We start from the raw sequence: 15,581 nt of genomic DNA, 5'->3' as shown, positions 1-15,581 counted from the left end.
GTTTAAAGTTCAAAGTTTAATGCAAGGAATGCTGTCGATTATGGGCGGTTGGAGGCTCCGGGCGGTTCGCAAGCGCGCCGTGCTCGTGCATTGCGGGAACAGGCTTTGCCACACTGAGGGAAGGACTGGGCGGGCGCCCGAAAAGACTTGTGCTTTTACAACGGCCATGCCAACAAATAGTGGTATACGGCGAACATCGTCGAACCCCCTGATTCAGGAGCGCAGCCAACAGGGGCCAACGCTTGAACCCAGCGAGGCATCCATGAAAAGCGACACATCGCCGCCGGCCGGCAATGCGACGGAACACCCGCCCAAACCGGGAACCCGCAAAACCGTTGCCTTGGTACTCGGCAGCGGCTCCTCCCGCGGATGGGCCCACATCGGTGCCATCGAAGCGCTGGAGGCGCACGGCATTCCCATCGATTACATCTCCGGTTGCAGCATCGGCTCCTACGTGGGCGCGCTTTACGCCTGCGGCAGCCTGCAAAGCCTCAAAGAGTTCGTCCTGAGCATGGACGGCAAGAAAGTATTCTCCTACTTCGATGTGGTCTTTCCCCGTTCCGGGCTGCTGAACGGGACCAAGAAACTGGCCGAACTGTTCCGCATGCACACTGATGTGGAGCGTTTTTCCGAACTGCACATTCCAGTCACCATGGTGGCCACCGATTTGCAAAGAGGCGAAAAAGTGGTGTTGAAATCGGGCCATCTGTTGCCCGCCCTGAGGGCCACCATGAGCGTGCCGGGCCTGTTCGCCCCGGCCCGCGTCAAGAACCGTTGGCTGGTGGACGGCGGCATTCTGGATCCCGTACCGGTGGGTGTGGCCCGCGCCACGGAGGCCGACGTGGTGATCGCCGTGGATCTCAACAGCGGCATCGCCTCGCGTCGCATGCGCAAGGCCGCCGCGGAAGCACCCGCCACAACCGCTGAAAAGCCCTCACGCTTCCAAAGCGAGCTGTTGCTCAAACTCACCAATTATTACGCCTCTGCGGAAAACGGCTTCAAGCAGCGCATCAACGCGCTGTTGGGCAGGGAATCGGACATTCCCGACATCATCGATACCGTCATGACCTCGATCAATATCATGCAAGAGCGCATCACCCGCATCAATTTGGCGGTGGATCCCCCCGACGTGCTGGTGCAGCCCCGCCTGGGCACTCTCAAAATGATGGATTTCGACCAGGTGCAACTGGCCATCGAAGAGGGTTACATCGGCATGGAAGAGAAGATGGAAGACATCAAGGCACTTCTGGAAATGCCGCCAGGTTTTCCGACCTCGTCAGGCCTGGAAGCTGCTACCGACATGTCGGCATAGCGCCTTTGCAGACGGTCATTCAAACAGCAAGAACGGAGGCATCAACACCATGGCTGAAATCAAAAGCACCCTGGACCTGGTGATGGAGCGCACGCGCGACCTCTCCCTCTCCGAGGAAGAGAAAGCGGCGCAGCAGAAAGAAGCATTTGAAAAGCGACTGCAGGGTCTGCTGCAGCAGTATGCCGACCAAGCCTTGAATCCGAAAAGCTTTCAGCAAGAACGTGATGCGTTGGAATCGGAATACCGCATCCACGATCCCGGCTCGATCGTCCAAGCCGTCGGCGAACGCATCGACCCGTCAGGGGACAACCGACGCTGGCTGGATCTGTTGGCAGCCCTTGTCCCACAGGTCGTCTCCGATTTGGAAACGCTGCTGACCGAGCATCGCAACCAAGGCCACGCCATCGAAGTGGAGGCCATGGCGCGGTCGGCGCGGATGCTGTCGCAACAACACGCCATTTCAGGAGCGGCGGTGCTGTCCAACACCGAAAAAGACCAACAATTCCGCGACCAAAGGGACCGCCTTGAAAACCGCACCCGTACCCGCATCAAGGAGATGTTGCACCGCGCGCAAAACCAAGAGGCATCGTCTCAATGAGTGTTTTGAGTTTGTTGGGTTGATTGGGTTTGGTGGTTGGTTGCGTTGGAGGATGGATTCATTTTTTTTGAAGGGAGTTTGAATGTGATGGAACTTGCGTCTGGATTGCATGCGTTTATTTGGGACACGCCCAATGTGAACAACTGTAACAGCTATTTGCTGCGGTCGGCGGAGAAGACCATTTTGGTCGATCCGGGCCATGCGGCCTACTTCGATCATGTGCGCCGCGGACTGGAGCGAATCGATTTGACGCCCGAGAATATCGATCTGGTGATCTGCACCCACGCCCACCCGGACCACATGGAGGCGGCACGTTTGTTGACCGGGCGCGCCTCACCACCGCTATTGGCCCTGCACGCGGCGGAATGGGCCCTGGTTCAGTCCATGGCCCCCTATTTGAAGGCCACCATGGGGGTTGCGCTGGAAGACTTCGAGCCCGATTTTTTTCTGGATGAAGGCCCGTTGCAAGTGGGCGATCTGGCCTTGATCGTCCATCACACGCCGGGCCATTCACCCGGGGGCGTGACGCTTTATTGGCCCGAGCACAAGGCCTTGATCGTCGGCGACCTGGTATTCAATGGCGGTTTGGGACGCACCGATCTGCCCGGCGGCGACGGCAATCAGCTCAAACAGAGCATCCGCCGCATGTCCGAAATGGACGCCGAGTGGCTGCTCTCCGGCCACGGCCAAGTCCTCTCGGGCGCCGCAGCCATCAAAACCAACTTCCAGCAGGTCGAACAAACGTGGTTCAACTACATCTAACAACCCAACAAACTCCAAAAACCCAATAAACGCAATGAACACAACAAACTCAATCAGCTTGGGCAATTCCGGCCCGCACCTTTGCGGCCAGCTCGGCGCGGATGATGGGCTTGTGGATCCAGTCGAAGCGGTTCCCGCGGTCCAGCACTTCAATACGCTCCTTGTCGCTGAAACCGGTGCTGATGAGGATGGGCAAGTCGGGTCGCAGTTCCCGCATGCGCGTGGCGAGCTGGCCGCCGTCGCTGTTGGGAAGCACAAAATCGGTGATGAGCAGATCGTAGGCGCGGGGATTGTTTCGAACGCGCTGCAGGGCCGTGTCGGCGTTGTTGCTGACCGTCACGCGACAGCCCAGGCTTTCGAGCATCTCCTTCATGGATGCCAGCGCATCCGCTTCACCGTCCACCACCAGCACCGCCGGTCCCGCACGCCCGATCCCTGCGTCGGGCAATCTTTGCGCGGCCGCTTCGACATCCTTTGCCATATCGGGCAGCCGGACGATGAAGGTGGTGCCCGCACCCGGCGTGCTCTCCACCGTGATCGTGCCGCCCATTTTGCGCACGATGCCGTGGACCACGGAAAGCCCGACACCCGACCCCTGGCCTTCTGTTTTGGTCGTGAAATAGGGATCGAAGATGCGTTCGAGGCGGTCGGCCGGGATGCCGTTGCCGGTGTCGCTGACGATCAACTGCACGTAGGGACCCGGTGCGACATCCGGCAAGTGTCGGGCGCTGTCCGCGTCCACCGTTTCGCGGCGCAGAGTGATGGTCAAGGTACCGCCTTCGGGTTGCATGGCCTGACAGGCGTTGGTGCACAGATTCATGACCACCTGGTGCAGTTCGGCGGGCACGGCCCGGATGGCGCCCACCGGCTGAATGTCGGACTTGAACGCGATGGTGCGCGGAAAGGAGACCCGCACCAGCTTGATGGCTTCATTGACCAAGGGAGCGGGCTGGACGGCAATGGGCGCCACGGCCTGCTGACGGCTGAAGGCCTGGATGTGGCCGATCAATTCTTTGGCGCGCAGGCAGGCCTGCATCATCTTTTCCAACCGCTGGTGCATCCGGCTCTCCTTGGGCGCTTCATAGAGGCACACCTCGGTATAACCCATGATGCCCGCCAGCATGTTGTTGAAATCGTGGGCGATGCCTCTGGCCAGCGTGCCGAGGGCCTTCATGCGCTCGGAGCGCTGAAGTTGCTGTTCCAGGACGATTTCGGCGCTCACGTCCCGCTTGGAGGCCACATAGTTCACGATGCTGCCACTGTCGTCGACGATCGGCGCAATGGTGGCGTCTTCGTGGTACAGGCTGCCGTCCTTGCGCTTGTTGACGAAACGGCCCGACCAGACGCGGCCGGCGCTGATGGTTTGCCACAAGGTCTCGTAAAAGCCGAGATCGTGGTGCCCGCTCTTCAATAGGGCGGGTTTTCGTCCCAGCACTTCGGCACTGTTGTAGCCGCTGATTTTCTCGAAGGCCGGATTGACATACTCGATGATGCCTTGCCGGTCGGTGATGATCACAATCTCGGCCGCCTGTTCCACCGCCATGACCAGCTTTTGCCGCTGCTGTTCGGACAGATCGCGCTCGCGCTCGGCCTTGCGGCGGGAAGTGACATCGATCACCACCCCCACGGCCCCTTCGAGGAGATGCTCATCGTCATAGAGCGGATTGTAGTAAATCTCCAGGGCATAGGTATCCCGCTCGATCAACGCCATCCCCGATCCGCCGGCCAGGGCCGCCGCGATATGGGCCGGCACCTCTTCCCACTCCGACCAATAGACGTTCAAGGGGTAACCCAACAACGGCTCTTCACCCTGGTTGATGGTCAACGGCAGCGCGCCTTCGTAAAAGGTCAACCGGCCTTCCCCGTCGATGGCCCACAGCACCAGGGGGGCATTGCGCACCAGGTTCTTGATGCGTTGCTCGCTGGCATAGACGGCGTTTTGCGCTTCGCGCCGTTTGTCGATTTCCTCCAGCAAATTTCGCTGATACCCTTCCAGCCGTTCCATGAAGAGGTTGAAGTAATGGGCCAGCGTGCCCAGTTCGTCCTTGGTGCGGATCGGCAGGCGCTCCTTGAAGAAGCCGCTGGCGCCCCCTTTGAAAGCCACGATCAAACCGTCGATGTGGGTGTTGATGTAATTGGAAAACCGGGTGGCCACCAAGGCGGCGATCAGCACCATGCCCAAGGCGGTCAACACGATGATCCGACGCATATTGCGCAACGGGGAGTGGATATCGTCCAGGGAGTGGGAGGTGCCCACGTACCAGTCGAAATCGGGAAGGTGGTCCATGTATGCGATTTTATGGGTGGTTTCCCCCGTATCCGGATCCTTGAACCGATAGGTCAGGGTGCCCCCACCGGCCCGGACCAGCGCCCCCAGTTCCACCAGGTCCGCGATCGGGGGATCCACCGCTTCAATCAGGCTGTCGATGGTCCGGCTCCCGTTGCTGTGGGAATGAATGAGCAAGCGACCGCCGCTGCCCAGCACAAACGCCTGTCCGCTGACCCCGAAGCGCAAGGAGAGCACATTGTCCCGAAAATCATCCAGATGCACCAGGTGATTGAACTCCTCGCGATAGGCGCTGACCGAGAGGATCCAGTCCAACGGTTCGAAGTACACCATGTAGAGGACCTTGGCGCGCGGCGCGGCCTCACCGGGATTGCGCCACTCGTACTCCAGGTACCCCTCCCGCCTGCCGAGCTGTTCGCGAATGAATGGAAACGCACTGACGTTATCGCCTTCCAACGCCTTGTGGGGATGATACAGAATATCGCCCTGGCTGTTGATGCAATAGATGTATCCGGTCTCGCCGATGCGTTGATTGGCCAACAAGCGGCGGGCGGCCTGGATGGCCGCGGCGCGATCAACGGGGTTCCGCTGATAGGCTTCCCAATAGCGGGTGAGCATCTCCAGATTCTGCTCGGCCACGGCCCGCAGGTGGTTGCGGATCGCCACCCGGGCCGTGGTGTCCACCATTTGCACCAAGTTGTCCGCATTGTCCCGCAAGGATTGCTCAATGACCTTAGTCAAGGTGCGTTGGGCATGCACATGCAGCACATAGCCCACGATGACCGTCAGCGGGACCAAAATCAACAAGAAGGCCAGGATCAGCTTGTATTTCAAACGCAGGGTACTGAAAAAGGGCATAGGTCTTCAATCCGGCTACGATTTCCGATACGTCCTCTTGGCACGCGCAAACCATCGCATGTTTTATCGGCAACCACGGCGAAAACATTAGCCCGCGACAGGTCCCCGCACCGGCCAGACATGAAAATCGCTTTGGGGCTTGAACCCCACGCCGACCCCGCCGTCCTGGAGGTACAGCACCCAGGCGTAGCGGGGTTCATAGACGCTGGTGGTGGAAGACCAGTACCCCTCCCGCACCGATGCAAAGGGGTGCTCCGGCGCAAGGGCGGGATCGTGGGCGCCGAGGTCCACCAGGCTTTCCAGTTCCCGGATATTGGGCAGCCGCCAATCGTCGAACCCGGCGACCCGCTCCCGGTTGCAGCGCGACACCGCCGCCAGTGCGCCAGGCCAATCCACCGGCTTGCCGGTCCGGTCGGCCCCCAGGGGCCACATCAGGCCGGTGTGCCGGTCCCGTGCGCAGCGACCGGTCACCACGAAACGGTCCTCGGCGGGCAAGGGGACCGCGGAAGGCGCCGCCACCGGCCACACCATGTAGCTGCCGTGCTTCATGCCGCGATGGACGCGTCCGCCCCCCAAATGCACGTACCAGGCTTGGTCGGGAAGTCGCTGACAAGTGTCGTCGCTCCAGTAGTAGCCGTTGAAGACCTGCCGAAAGGGATGACCGGCCGGCAAGGCCGGGTTGACCGACTGGTGGCTGAGCAGCGAGAAGAGCAGGCGGCGCGACGGCAGTTGCCAGGTGTCCAATCCATCCACGCGGCGGGCGCGCATTCGGGCCACAAAGTCCCGGGCCTCCTCCCAGGTCAGGGGAAAGTGCGCCAGATCGCCTTGGCGGCACCAGACCGCGCCCGTGATGCGGTCATGCACGGCATCGCCCCGCACGGCGAACCGTTGCGGTTGCCACAGACCTTCATGTTTGCCGAAGGCCGCGTCCTGCCCCGCATCCCGGCAGGCCGTATCGCGGCCGTCGGCGTCGTAGCAGCGCACTTGATCCGTTTGCAACAAATGAAAAGCGGTCGACATGCTTCAGGCTCCTACAGCCAGAGGCCGGTACGCAGTTTCCAGGCCAGGGCCGGTCCGGCGGTTAAAAGGATGAACAGCAGCAGCGCCAACAGCATGCGTCGTGCGGCGCGGACCATAAGGGTGGTGGCGGCATCGGACAGCAGTGGGTGCCGGCGACGGACGCGATCGGCCGTCCAGAGGGTCACCCCGGCCGTCAGCGTCACCGCCATGGCACCGTAAACAGCGAACCCGGCACCATAATGGTCCGGCAAAAAAAGACACCACGGACAGGGGTGGGACAGCACCTGGTAATAGTAGGCGGACCAGAGATGTTTGACAGCCGGCGCCGCGACCACGACCCACCCTGCGGCCACGACGGCCGGCAAGGCGCCTGAGCACTTACCGCCGCAACGCCATTGCAAACCGGCCAGCACCGCCAACAACCCGCCGCCCGCCAAACTCAGCCAGCCGGCGGCCAGCGCCCCGCCGCGGCCCATGGCGCCGGTACCCGTGGGCCGCAGCACTTGATCGTAGACCGCGGCGCAGCAGCTCACCGGCGCGGCGGGATCGATGTGCATCAGGGCCAGCCAGGAGTGGATGACAGCCGGCACCAGCAGCGGCGCGGCGAGCAGCAGCACCCGGGCGGCCGTCGGAGTCAGCAAACCGTCGGGATGGTGGCTGTCCAGGCGATCCAACACCCGCCAGCCATGGAGCGCCAGGAGCGCCATCGCCCAGAAGGCCATGGCCCGCACGCCATGACCGCCCATGGCTTGCAACACCCCGGTGCCGCACATGGCGCCGGGCACCATGCCGTGCCAGACGGCGACGACGCCCACCAGCCAAAGCAATGCCGCGCCGGTCAAGCCCGCCAGGGCCCAACGCCCCAGCAGGCAGGCCATCTCCCAGTTTCGTTCGCGGCGCAATTGGGCCCCGTCGGCCGCCCCGGGCGACCAGTGCCAGGCCACCGCCAGGGCCGACCGAACGCCGGCGCCGTATAGGATGAGCCCGGTGGCCACGGCGGCCCAGAAGGTCCAGGTGAACGGATGGGCGATCACGGCGCTGCCTGCGGCGGCCCGACGGCGGTCAGGCGTCCCGCCGCCAGATGCCAGCGGTCATCCACCTCGGAGGCATTGCGCAAGCGGGGGTCGTGGGAACCGATCACCACCACGACCCCCGTGCGGGCAACCGCCCCCATTTGGGCGCATATGCGCGCCGCTTGACGATCATCCTGAAAGGCGGTGGGTTCATCGGCCAGCACGAAGCGGGGCGCGCCCACCAGGGCCCGCGCGATGGCCAAACGCTGGCGCTGCCCGCCGGAGAGGGTATAGACCGGTTTGGCGGCCAATTGCCCAAGTTCGACCGCTTCCAATTGGCGGGTGATGGCCGCCTGCATGGCCGACCACTTCATGCCGCGCGGTACCAGGGGCAGCAACAGATTCTCCGCCACGCTCAAATCGGGCACCAGCGCCAGGTGTTGGAACACCATTCCCACCCGGCGTCGCCAAGGGTCCCGATGCCGCGCCGGCCAGCGGGAAACCGGCTGATCTTCGGCCCGCACCTCCCCTGCCACGGGGCGCAGCAGGCCGCCCAGCAAATGCAGCAAGGTGCTCTTGCCGGCACCGGTGGCGCCGGTGACCAGGCTGACGCGCCCCGGCTGAAACCACGCCGTCACCGCCTGTAGCAATATCCGGTCATCGCCCTGTTCACCGGGCCAGCCAAAGCGCAGCCCGTGGCATGCCAATCCCGCATTCAGTGCCATTGGCCGGCCTCCATGGTCGACCGGGCGGCCCCTTCCACCCCGCGCAAAGTGGTCAAAAAGACCGCGGCGAGAAAAGGCAGCCCCACCACGGCGGCAATCTGCAACAGCATCACCACCGCACCGCTGCCGTCCAAGGCCAAGGCCGGCAGTTGTTGTGTGCCCATGAGCAGAAAGGCCGTCCAGGCCGCCGCCATGGGATGAAAGACCGCCCCGCAGGCCACGGCCAGACCCACCGCCAACGCCGGCATGCCCACCAGCAGGGCCTTGGCAACCTGCAAGCGCACCAGGTCCGCTGTGGTCCACCCCATGGCCGACAGCACCCCCCAGTAGGCGGACCGACCGGCAGGGCCCGTCACGGCGCCGGTCATCACCCACAAAAAGGCCAGCAAGGCGGGCAGCGACAGCATCAGGGCGGCCACGCCTTTTCCCATGGCCCGTCGGCGCAGCCCTTCGGTCATGGTGTCACGATCGATGATCCGCACCGGCCAGGGGAATGCCGCTGCCAGATCAGCCGCAACGGCTGAGGCCGATTCCGATCGGAACAGGCGCACGGCCAGGTCGCTGGCCTGATCAGGCAACATCCCGAGCAGCCGACGGGCATCCGGTGGCGCGACCCACACCAGATCGTGGGTTACCATGACGCTGTTGTCCGGAAAAGTGGCCACGATCGCCAAGGTGACCCGGTCCATCTGTTCCAGGACAAGATGATTGTCGACGGCGGCGTCGGCCACCGCCCGGCCCACCACCGCCTCGCCCGGTGCCGGCGGCCGCTGCCCCGGCAGTCCCTCGGCCGGAAGGTCGGCGGGGGCCGTCACCACCGTCACCGGTCCCGCGGGACCCGTGGCCACACCCCACAATCGGGGCGTCGGGTCAAGGGCGCCGGGCACCTTGCGCGCATAATGTACCGCCGCTTCGGCGGGCAGGGGGGCCCACCCGCCCGCATCGATGCGCCGTACGACCAAATGGGGCGTCTGCTCCATCCAGCGGGTCCAAGTCACAGCCAGGGCGTGACTGAACAACATGGGCGTGGCGATGATCGCCACCAGAAGAAACAGGAAGGCGAACAAAAGGCAGGAACGGCCGGCTTCGCGCTGCACTTCCCGCGCCGCCCAAACAGCCAGGGGTGACCAACGAGGGCCGCCGTCGCCGCTCATGGTGTTGACTCCAGCCCGGCACACCAGCGCAAGTCCACCCCCGGGTGGACCGTTTCCGGGTGGCGCCGGGGTGTGCCGGCGGGCCAAAGGGCCGGTGTAACGAGGCTGAAGGCGGCCGGCCACTTCTGCGTTTGCTGGGAACGGCGCAGCGTGGCGCCGGTGATGATCAGCAGCGCCATGAGCACCACCACCAGGGCAGCCGTCAGCAGACGCCGCGCCCCCCGGCAAGGGGCCGGGGGAAAGGGTTCGGCGACCACGGTGGCGCGTCTCATTGCGCCGCGGCGTCCGCCGGCAGCCGGTGTCGGCTGATCGCATGCCACAGATCGTCGTCCAGCGCTTCCAGGGTGAAGACGGTTTCCCCGCCATGACGCTTGCGCAAGACCGCCACATGATCCTCCCGGCCGAGGGCCACAATGGCCGGCCCCATGGGGCCGGTCACTTCCGAACCGGCCACGAAAAAAGCGCCGCGCGCGTCCACCGCTTCGCCGGAGAAGAAGTCCAGCACCCCGAGGCGGTCGATGGCCGTTTGCGGCCGTCCCAGGTAGGCCATCGGCCGCAGCCAGGCGCGCAGCAGACAGCCATTGCTGCAGAAGTAGAAGGTCGTGCCGTCCTCCAGCGTCAAGGCGGCGGCCGCCTCGGGGCGCCGCGCCGGGAACATGGCGCACACCGGGCAGCGGTCGCCGTCGCCCGGCGCAATGCGCAGCATCTCGCCCATCGGCGCTTGCGCCGGTGCCGGCCCGCCACCGGCCATGAGCCCTTCGGCGTTGAGCAGCAGCAACCCGAAAACAGCGACCGTCAACCATAACGCGATAGACGGGATACGGCGATTCTGGATCGAACCCATTGTTTGGCACCTCCTGACTGAATAGGGAGCGGTCGAACAGCAGCACTTCACCATCAATTTAGAAGGTCTCGGGAGGAATTGCAAGCAAGGGCATGCCGCGCAAGGGCAACCCGATCGGGTCCCATTGGCAACCGCCCGGCGTTCTGCTAATCTTGCCGGAAAATGCGGGCGCTTGCGCTGCCCGGGAGCGCGGCTTGTCTTCTTACCGCTGAAAGCGCACGGCGTCGGTTCCCGCTACAAAAGCACCAACTGCAAGGAGGAAAGTGCAAATGTCTTCCATCCGTCATGGGACATGCGACATCGTGCACACGCGTTTGTCCCTCCCGAGGGGTCCGCAATGACCACCTCCGTTGATGTTGCCGCGCTGCTGATGCTGGGCCTCGTCGGCACGGGCCATTGCATCGGCATGTGCGGCCCCCTGGTGATTGCGCTGCCGGGACGCACCGGTCGTTTTACACCTCACTTGGCCTATCACGCTGGACGGCTGTGCACCTACGGTCTGATCGGCGCCCTGATGGGCGCGGCGGGCGGCGGATTGATCCGCATCGCCGCCGCCGTGGGCGGGGACCCCCTGCTTTGGATCGGCCGCGTGCAAATAGGCCTCGGTTCCCTGGCGGGCCTCTTTTTGCTCTTTTTCGGCCTCGCCCGCATGGGACTGATCGCCGAACCGCGCTGGATGGCCATCGCCATGCCTGCCAAACTGCCCGGATGGAGACGTCTGATGTCCCGTCCGGCCGAACGGCGGGGGCATCTCTCCTTTTTTCTGTCCGGCTTGTTGTTGGGCGCCCTGCCCTGCGGGCTCTCCTATGCGGCCTTCGCCAAGGCCCTCAGCGGGGCGCAGGCGGCCACCGGCGCCGCCATGGCGGTCATCTTCGGTCTGGGCACGCTGCCCGGGCTACTGGCCCTGGGTGCCGGCGCCGGGGTTTTGCTGAACCGTTTCCGCCGCCAGGCGGATCTGCTGGCCGGCCTGATCATGATCGGCATGGGGGCCAGCCTTCTGGTGCAAGCACTGACGGCGATCTGAAATGGAACCGGTACCGCCGCGACAACCCAACCATCACCCCTTCGAGCCCCCTCCCCGGAGCAGTAAAAGGGTGTTGCCGATGACCGTGAGGCTGGAAAGCAGCATGGCGGTGGCGGCCACCAGGGGGGTGAGCAGGCCGGCCATGGCCACCGGAATGCTGATCAGGTTGTAGATCCAGGCACAGCCCAGGTTTTGCGTCACCTTGCGGTTGACCCGCCGCGCCAGGGGGAACAAGGCCCGCAGTTGAGCCGGATCACCGCGCATCAGGGTGAGATGGGCGGCTTCCTTCACCAGGCCGGCGCCGGAGTAGACCGCCACGGCCAGGTGGGCGCGGGCCATGGCGGCGGCATCGTTGACACCGTCGCCCACCATGGCCACCCGCCGCCCTTCTTGCTGCAATGCATCGATGCAGGCCGCCTTGGCCGTGGGCAGCAACCCGCCCCGGAAATGATCCAGCCCGAGTCGGCGCGCCGTTTGTGCAACGGCGGCCGGGTCATCGCCGGATACCAGTTGCACATCCAATTGTCGCTGCCGCAGCCACTGGATCGTCGGCGGCGCCCCGTCGCGGATGCGGTCCCCGAAATGGAGAACAGCCGCGGGCCGGCCATCCACACCCACATAAACGCGGGAGGTGGTACCGGTGAGCGCCTCCGCCGCGAATCCGTCCCCATCGGCGCCTGCCGGTGCATCCGGCCAGGCGAAATCCCGTTGCCCGATACGCACCCGGCGACCTGCCAGGCTGCCTTCGACGCCGACGGCGGACAGGCTCACGGCCGTGGCGGGAAGGGGCGTAACACCCTGAACGGCGGCATGGGACAGAATGGAACGGGCCACTTCGTGGTCGGCGCCTATTTCCAGGCCCGCCGTCCAGGCCAGGACGGTCTCCGGTTGATAACCGGGCCGGCATTCGATCCGCAGCAACTGCCAGCGTCCGAGGGTCAAGGTGCCGGTTTTGTCAAAGACCACCGTGTCCACCGCAGCGGCCCTTTCGAAGGCCGCCATGTCCCGCACCAGAATGCCTTCCCGGCCGGCCAGGGAGATACCGGCCAGCCGTGCCATGGGGATGGCCACGCCCAGGGCGCAGGGACAGGAGATGACCATCACCGTCACCGCCCGCACTACCGCCTGGTCCATGGACAGACCCGCCCAGGCGGCGCCCAAGCCTGTGCCCACCGCCAGCAGCAGAATGACCGGCACGAACCAGGCCAGCATGCGGTCGGTCCGGCCGGCGTGCCCCCCTTGGTCGGCCAGGCTGCGGGCCATCACGGTGATCATCTGACCCAGCACCGTCTCCGAACCCACTTTTTCGGTGGCGGCCGTCACCTCGCCGTCCAGCAAGCGGGTGCCGCTTTTGAGGGTGTCCCCCTGCCCGACCTTCACCGGGCGGGGCTCGCCGGTCAGGGAGGATTCGTCCACGTGTCCACCGCCGGCCACCACGCGCCCATCGGCCGGCACGATCTCCCCCGCCGCCACCCCGAAGCGATCACCGACGGCCAACTGCTCGATGGCCGTGAACCGGCCCGCGGGCCAACGGGCATCCATCAGCCGCACCTTGGCCGGCTGCAGAGCGAAGAACCCATCCAGGTCACGGCGCACCCGCCCCCTGGCCTGCTGTTCGAGCAACTTGCCCAGCAGCACCAGGGTGATCAGCATGCAGGCGGTGTCGAAATAGAGGTGAATGCTGCCCTGATACCAGTTGTACCAACTGTAAAGATAGGTGCATAGGGCGCCCAGCCCCACCAGGGTCTCCATGCCCGGCGCGCCGCGCAGCAGGCCGAACCATGCCTTGCGCAGCATCGGGCCGCCGCCGTACACCAGCACCACGGTGGCCATCACCACGATGGGCAGGGAGATGGCCGCCACGGCATCCGCCGCCAACTCGGTGAAGAAACCGGCATACAGCGCCCAGGAGAGCATCATCACATTGGCCGAGAGTACCCCCGAGATGGCCAACCGCGCCAGTTGCCGATGTTGCACACGACGGTCCGCGGCGCCCGCTTCGGGATCGCGCAGGTCGTATCCCAGTCGGGCCACCGCCTCGCGGATCTCATGGGGCGCCACCCGGTCGGGACGATAGCGACAGCGCAAACGGTCGGTAAAGAACTGGCAGGCCACCGCCTCCACGCCGTCCATGCGCAGCAGGGAGCGTTCGATCACCCAGGCGCAGGCGGTGCACCACATGCCCTCGACCATCAGGTCCAGGCCAAGGGTGTCGGCGGATGGCCCCTGGTCCGCATCCCCCGCCGCCGGGTCGGCCTGCGTCTCCCGGTCTTCCAGGGCTTCAATGCGCTCCAGGTCGGCTTCATCGGCCGGAATGACCCCGGCGGCCACACATTGGCGATAGAGGTCACTCTCCCTGAAACGGGCCGGGTCCTGCACCTCGCCGGCGGCCACGAGCATGTGATAGACCGCGCGGCACCCCTGGCAGCAAAAATGCAGCGTCACGCCGTCGATGGTGTCGCTGACCGCGGCACGGCGTAGGGGCAAAGCGCAAAGTTGGCAATTGGACGGGTTCATGAAGGGGATCGATGGAACGGCGGGCGCTCTTTATGAAGAAGAACGGCCACCGGCGGCCGCATCACCTGCGCAGGCCCAGGCTGTAGACATAGGCAATCACGTCCCAGCGCTCTTCCACCGACATGGTGGAGGCCAGGGGCGGCTGCCGACCATCGGGAATGCCGTAGCTGATCTCGTGGAAGATCTTTCCCGGCGCAAGGGACTGCACTGTCTCGCTGCGCAAGTCCCGCGGTGTGGGGGCGAAGCTTTGGCCCACGGTGCCGTATCCGTCGAAGTTCGGCCCGTGACAATGGATGCAATAGAAACCGTAGGCCCGGGCGCCGCGTTCGATGCGCTGCGGGTCGTCCAGCGGCCCCGGCGCCTGCAGCGTCTCCGGATCGGCGGTGCGGTACAGGACTTCGCCACCGGACCAAGGCACACTGCCGGCGGCCATGACCGGCAGCGGCTGCTCGTGGGGCCGCACGGCGGGCGTTTCCCACATGCGGCCCACCGGCATCCGGTCGTCGTACAGATTGACCGCGGCGATCGCGACGACGAGCACTAGAGCGGCAATCCCCACCACGCAGGCGATGCGTATCATTTACTCCCCCTCCGCGCCCCGGATGTGTTGGGAATGGGGCAGCGGCGCATAAATGCCGTAGGGCGAGGAGGCCGGCAGATCCTGCACCGGCCGATAGGCCCAAGTGGGCGGCCCCATATCCGACACCACGGCGAAGGCGAACCACCCCTTGCCCAGGATCAGGGCCACCAGGAAGGCGATCCAGAGCCAGGTGCGCAGTTGCGATTCCACTGGATGGGCGGTTTCCATTCTATATCTTCACTCCCAGCAATCCGTGCATCAGAATATAGAAAAAGCCCCAGGCGACCGTGCCGGCGATGATCAGAAGCATCACCAGCGGAAACGGGGCATTGCGGCTCGCCAGGTCGTCCCGGTAACGGTGCACCACCGTCTCCATGCGCCGCGCCGCATCGGGCGTATGCAGATGGCTGTAGGCCAGCCCCAGCCCGAACAGCAGCAGGACCAGCAGGCCGACAAAAAGGTAGCCCATCACATGCTGAAAATTGAGCAAAGCGAACAGCCGCATCGCAATACCTCACATATTCGGTCCGGATCCAATATACATCAGGCACCGCCCCAGTGCAAATCAGCGCCCACCGCGCTCACCGGTCTATTTGCTGAAATACAACGCATAAGCCAACACCGCGGCGCTCGCCCCCAGGCCGGCGACGGCCAGGAAAAACAGCCCGAAGATCTCCCACCGACCGAAGGGCGTTGCCTTCGGCGGCGGCCCATCGGCCTCCCCGCGCAGCGGCAGAAACCGCGCCCGCTGCTGGTCCTGGAACTGCCCGTTGGCCATCGCCCAGGCGAACGCCGCCACGCTGATGGCCAGGCCGACCGCAATATAAACAACGAAATAGGGAAAATACATTTCAACCCTCTTATGGCAGGGATCACGGGGCAACGAT

At 64.6% G+C, this 15,581-nt stretch carries 16 protein-coding genes; 4 read left to right on the top strand and 12 right to left on the bottom strand.

All coding sequences use genetic code 11. The annotated features are described in order from the left end of the window. Positions 1-262: 262 nt before the first annotated feature. From MRX98_RS16785 to MRX98_RS16775, 3 genes are all read left to right on the top strand, one after another. Entirely contained in the window at positions 263-1,312 is a 1,050-nt protein-coding gene (locus MRX98_RS16785; RefSeq protein WP_246912726.1) for a patatin-like phospholipase family protein, read from the top strand. Positions 1,313-1,361: 49 nt separating this feature from the next. Beyond that, entirely contained in the window at positions 1,362-1,910 is a 549-nt protein-coding gene (locus MRX98_RS16780) for a hypothetical protein (protein WP_246912718.1), read from the top strand. Between the two features lie 87 nt (positions 1,911-1,997). Next, positions 1,998-2,672, top strand: a complete 675-nt coding sequence (locus tag MRX98_RS16775; RefSeq protein WP_246912716.1) for an MBL fold metallo-hydrolase — start codon at positions 1,998-2,000, stop codon at positions 2,670-2,672. A gap of 49 nt (positions 2,673-2,721) precedes the next feature. Here the strand turns inward: MRX98_RS16775 and MRX98_RS16770 are convergent, their stop codons facing one another. The 7 genes from MRX98_RS16770 to MRX98_RS16740 all read right to left on the bottom strand — a co-directional run bounded on the left by MRX98_RS16770 (position 2,722) and on the right by MRX98_RS16740 (position 10,573). Then, positions 2,722-5,817 carry a cache domain-containing protein gene (locus MRX98_RS16770; RefSeq protein WP_246912714.1) on the bottom strand — a complete coding sequence of 1,032 codons (3,096 nt, stop codon included), beginning with the start codon at positions 5,815-5,817 and terminating at the stop codon, positions 2,722-2,724. 87 nt (positions 5,818-5,904) lie between these two features. After that, complete coding sequence (locus tag MRX98_RS16765; RefSeq protein WP_246912712.1) at positions 5,905-6,837, bottom strand: Lcl C-terminal domain-containing protein; 933 nt, start codon at positions 6,835-6,837, stop codon at positions 5,905-5,907. 11 nt (positions 6,838-6,848) lie between these two features. Then, the gene (locus tag MRX98_RS16760) at positions 6,849-7,871 is read right to left on the bottom strand and encodes a hypothetical protein (RefSeq protein ID WP_246912706.1); all 1,023 of its coding nucleotides are present in this window, start codon (positions 7,869-7,871) and stop codon (positions 6,849-6,851) included. Continuing rightward, positions 7,868-8,575, bottom strand: coding sequence for an ABC transporter ATP-binding protein (locus MRX98_RS16755; protein ID WP_246912704.1), 708 nt, complete (start codon positions 8,573-8,575; stop codon positions 7,868-7,870). The genes MRX98_RS16760 and MRX98_RS16755 overlap by 4 nt, the downstream gene beginning before the upstream one ends. Further along, the gene (locus MRX98_RS16750) at positions 8,566-9,729 is read right to left on the bottom strand and encodes an ABC transporter permease family protein (RefSeq protein ID WP_246912687.1); all 1,164 of its coding nucleotides are present in this window, start codon (positions 9,727-9,729) and stop codon (positions 8,566-8,568) included. Before MRX98_RS16750 ends, MRX98_RS16755 begins: the two co-directional genes overlap by 10 nt. Beyond that, complete coding sequence (locus MRX98_RS16745) at positions 9,726-10,001, bottom strand: hypothetical protein (protein ID WP_246912685.1); 276 nt, start codon at positions 9,999-10,001, stop codon at positions 9,726-9,728. The genes MRX98_RS16750 and MRX98_RS16745 overlap by 4 nt, the downstream gene beginning before the upstream one ends. Further along, on the bottom strand, positions 9,998-10,573 hold the full coding sequence (locus MRX98_RS16740) for a nitrous oxide reductase accessory protein NosL (protein WP_246912674.1): 576 nt from the start codon (positions 10,571-10,573) through the stop codon (positions 9,998-10,000). The genes MRX98_RS16745 and MRX98_RS16740 overlap by 4 nt, the downstream gene beginning before the upstream one ends. A 337-nt stretch (positions 10,574-10,910) precedes the next feature. Here MRX98_RS16740 and MRX98_RS16735 point away from each other — a divergent pair, with 337 nt between their 5' ends. Then, positions 10,911-11,597, top strand: coding sequence for a sulfite exporter TauE/SafE family protein (locus tag MRX98_RS16735; protein ID WP_246912672.1), 687 nt, complete (start codon positions 10,911-10,913; stop codon positions 11,595-11,597). A gap of 33 nt (positions 11,598-11,630) precedes the next feature. Here the strand turns inward: MRX98_RS16735 and MRX98_RS16730 are convergent, their stop codons facing one another. The 5 genes from MRX98_RS16730 to MRX98_RS16710 form a co-directional block, all read right to left on the bottom strand. Continuing rightward, positions 11,631-14,114: a heavy metal translocating P-type ATPase gene (locus MRX98_RS16730; protein WP_246912670.1), complete on the bottom strand. Its 2,484-nt coding sequence runs from the start codon at positions 14,112-14,114 to the stop codon at positions 11,631-11,633. A 61-nt stretch (positions 14,115-14,175) separates the two neighbouring features. Then, entirely contained in the window at positions 14,176-14,694 is a 519-nt protein-coding gene (locus MRX98_RS16725) for a c-type cytochrome (RefSeq protein WP_246912668.1), read from the bottom strand. Further along, positions 14,695-14,922 carry a hypothetical protein gene (locus MRX98_RS16720; protein WP_246912665.1) on the bottom strand — a complete coding sequence of 76 codons (228 nt, stop codon included), beginning with the start codon at positions 14,920-14,922 and terminating at the stop codon, positions 14,695-14,697. Between the two features lies 1 nt (position 14,923). Continuing rightward, complete coding sequence (locus MRX98_RS16715; RefSeq protein ID WP_246912663.1) at positions 14,924-15,199, bottom strand: hypothetical protein; 276 nt, start codon at positions 15,197-15,199, stop codon at positions 14,924-14,926. A gap of 84 nt (positions 15,200-15,283) precedes the next feature. Continuing rightward, positions 15,284-15,544: a hypothetical protein gene (locus MRX98_RS16710; RefSeq protein WP_246912661.1), complete on the bottom strand. Its 261-nt coding sequence runs from the start codon at positions 15,542-15,544 to the stop codon at positions 15,284-15,286. Positions 15,545-15,581: the final 37 nt, after the last annotated feature.

Source organism: Desulfatitalea alkaliphila (genome assembly GCF_022968795.1).
Classification (GTDB): Bacteria; Desulfobacterota; Desulfobacteria; order Desulfobacterales; family Desulfosarcinaceae; genus Desulfatitalea; species Desulfatitalea alkaliphila.
This window is presented reverse-complemented; position numbering and strand designations above follow the sequence as displayed.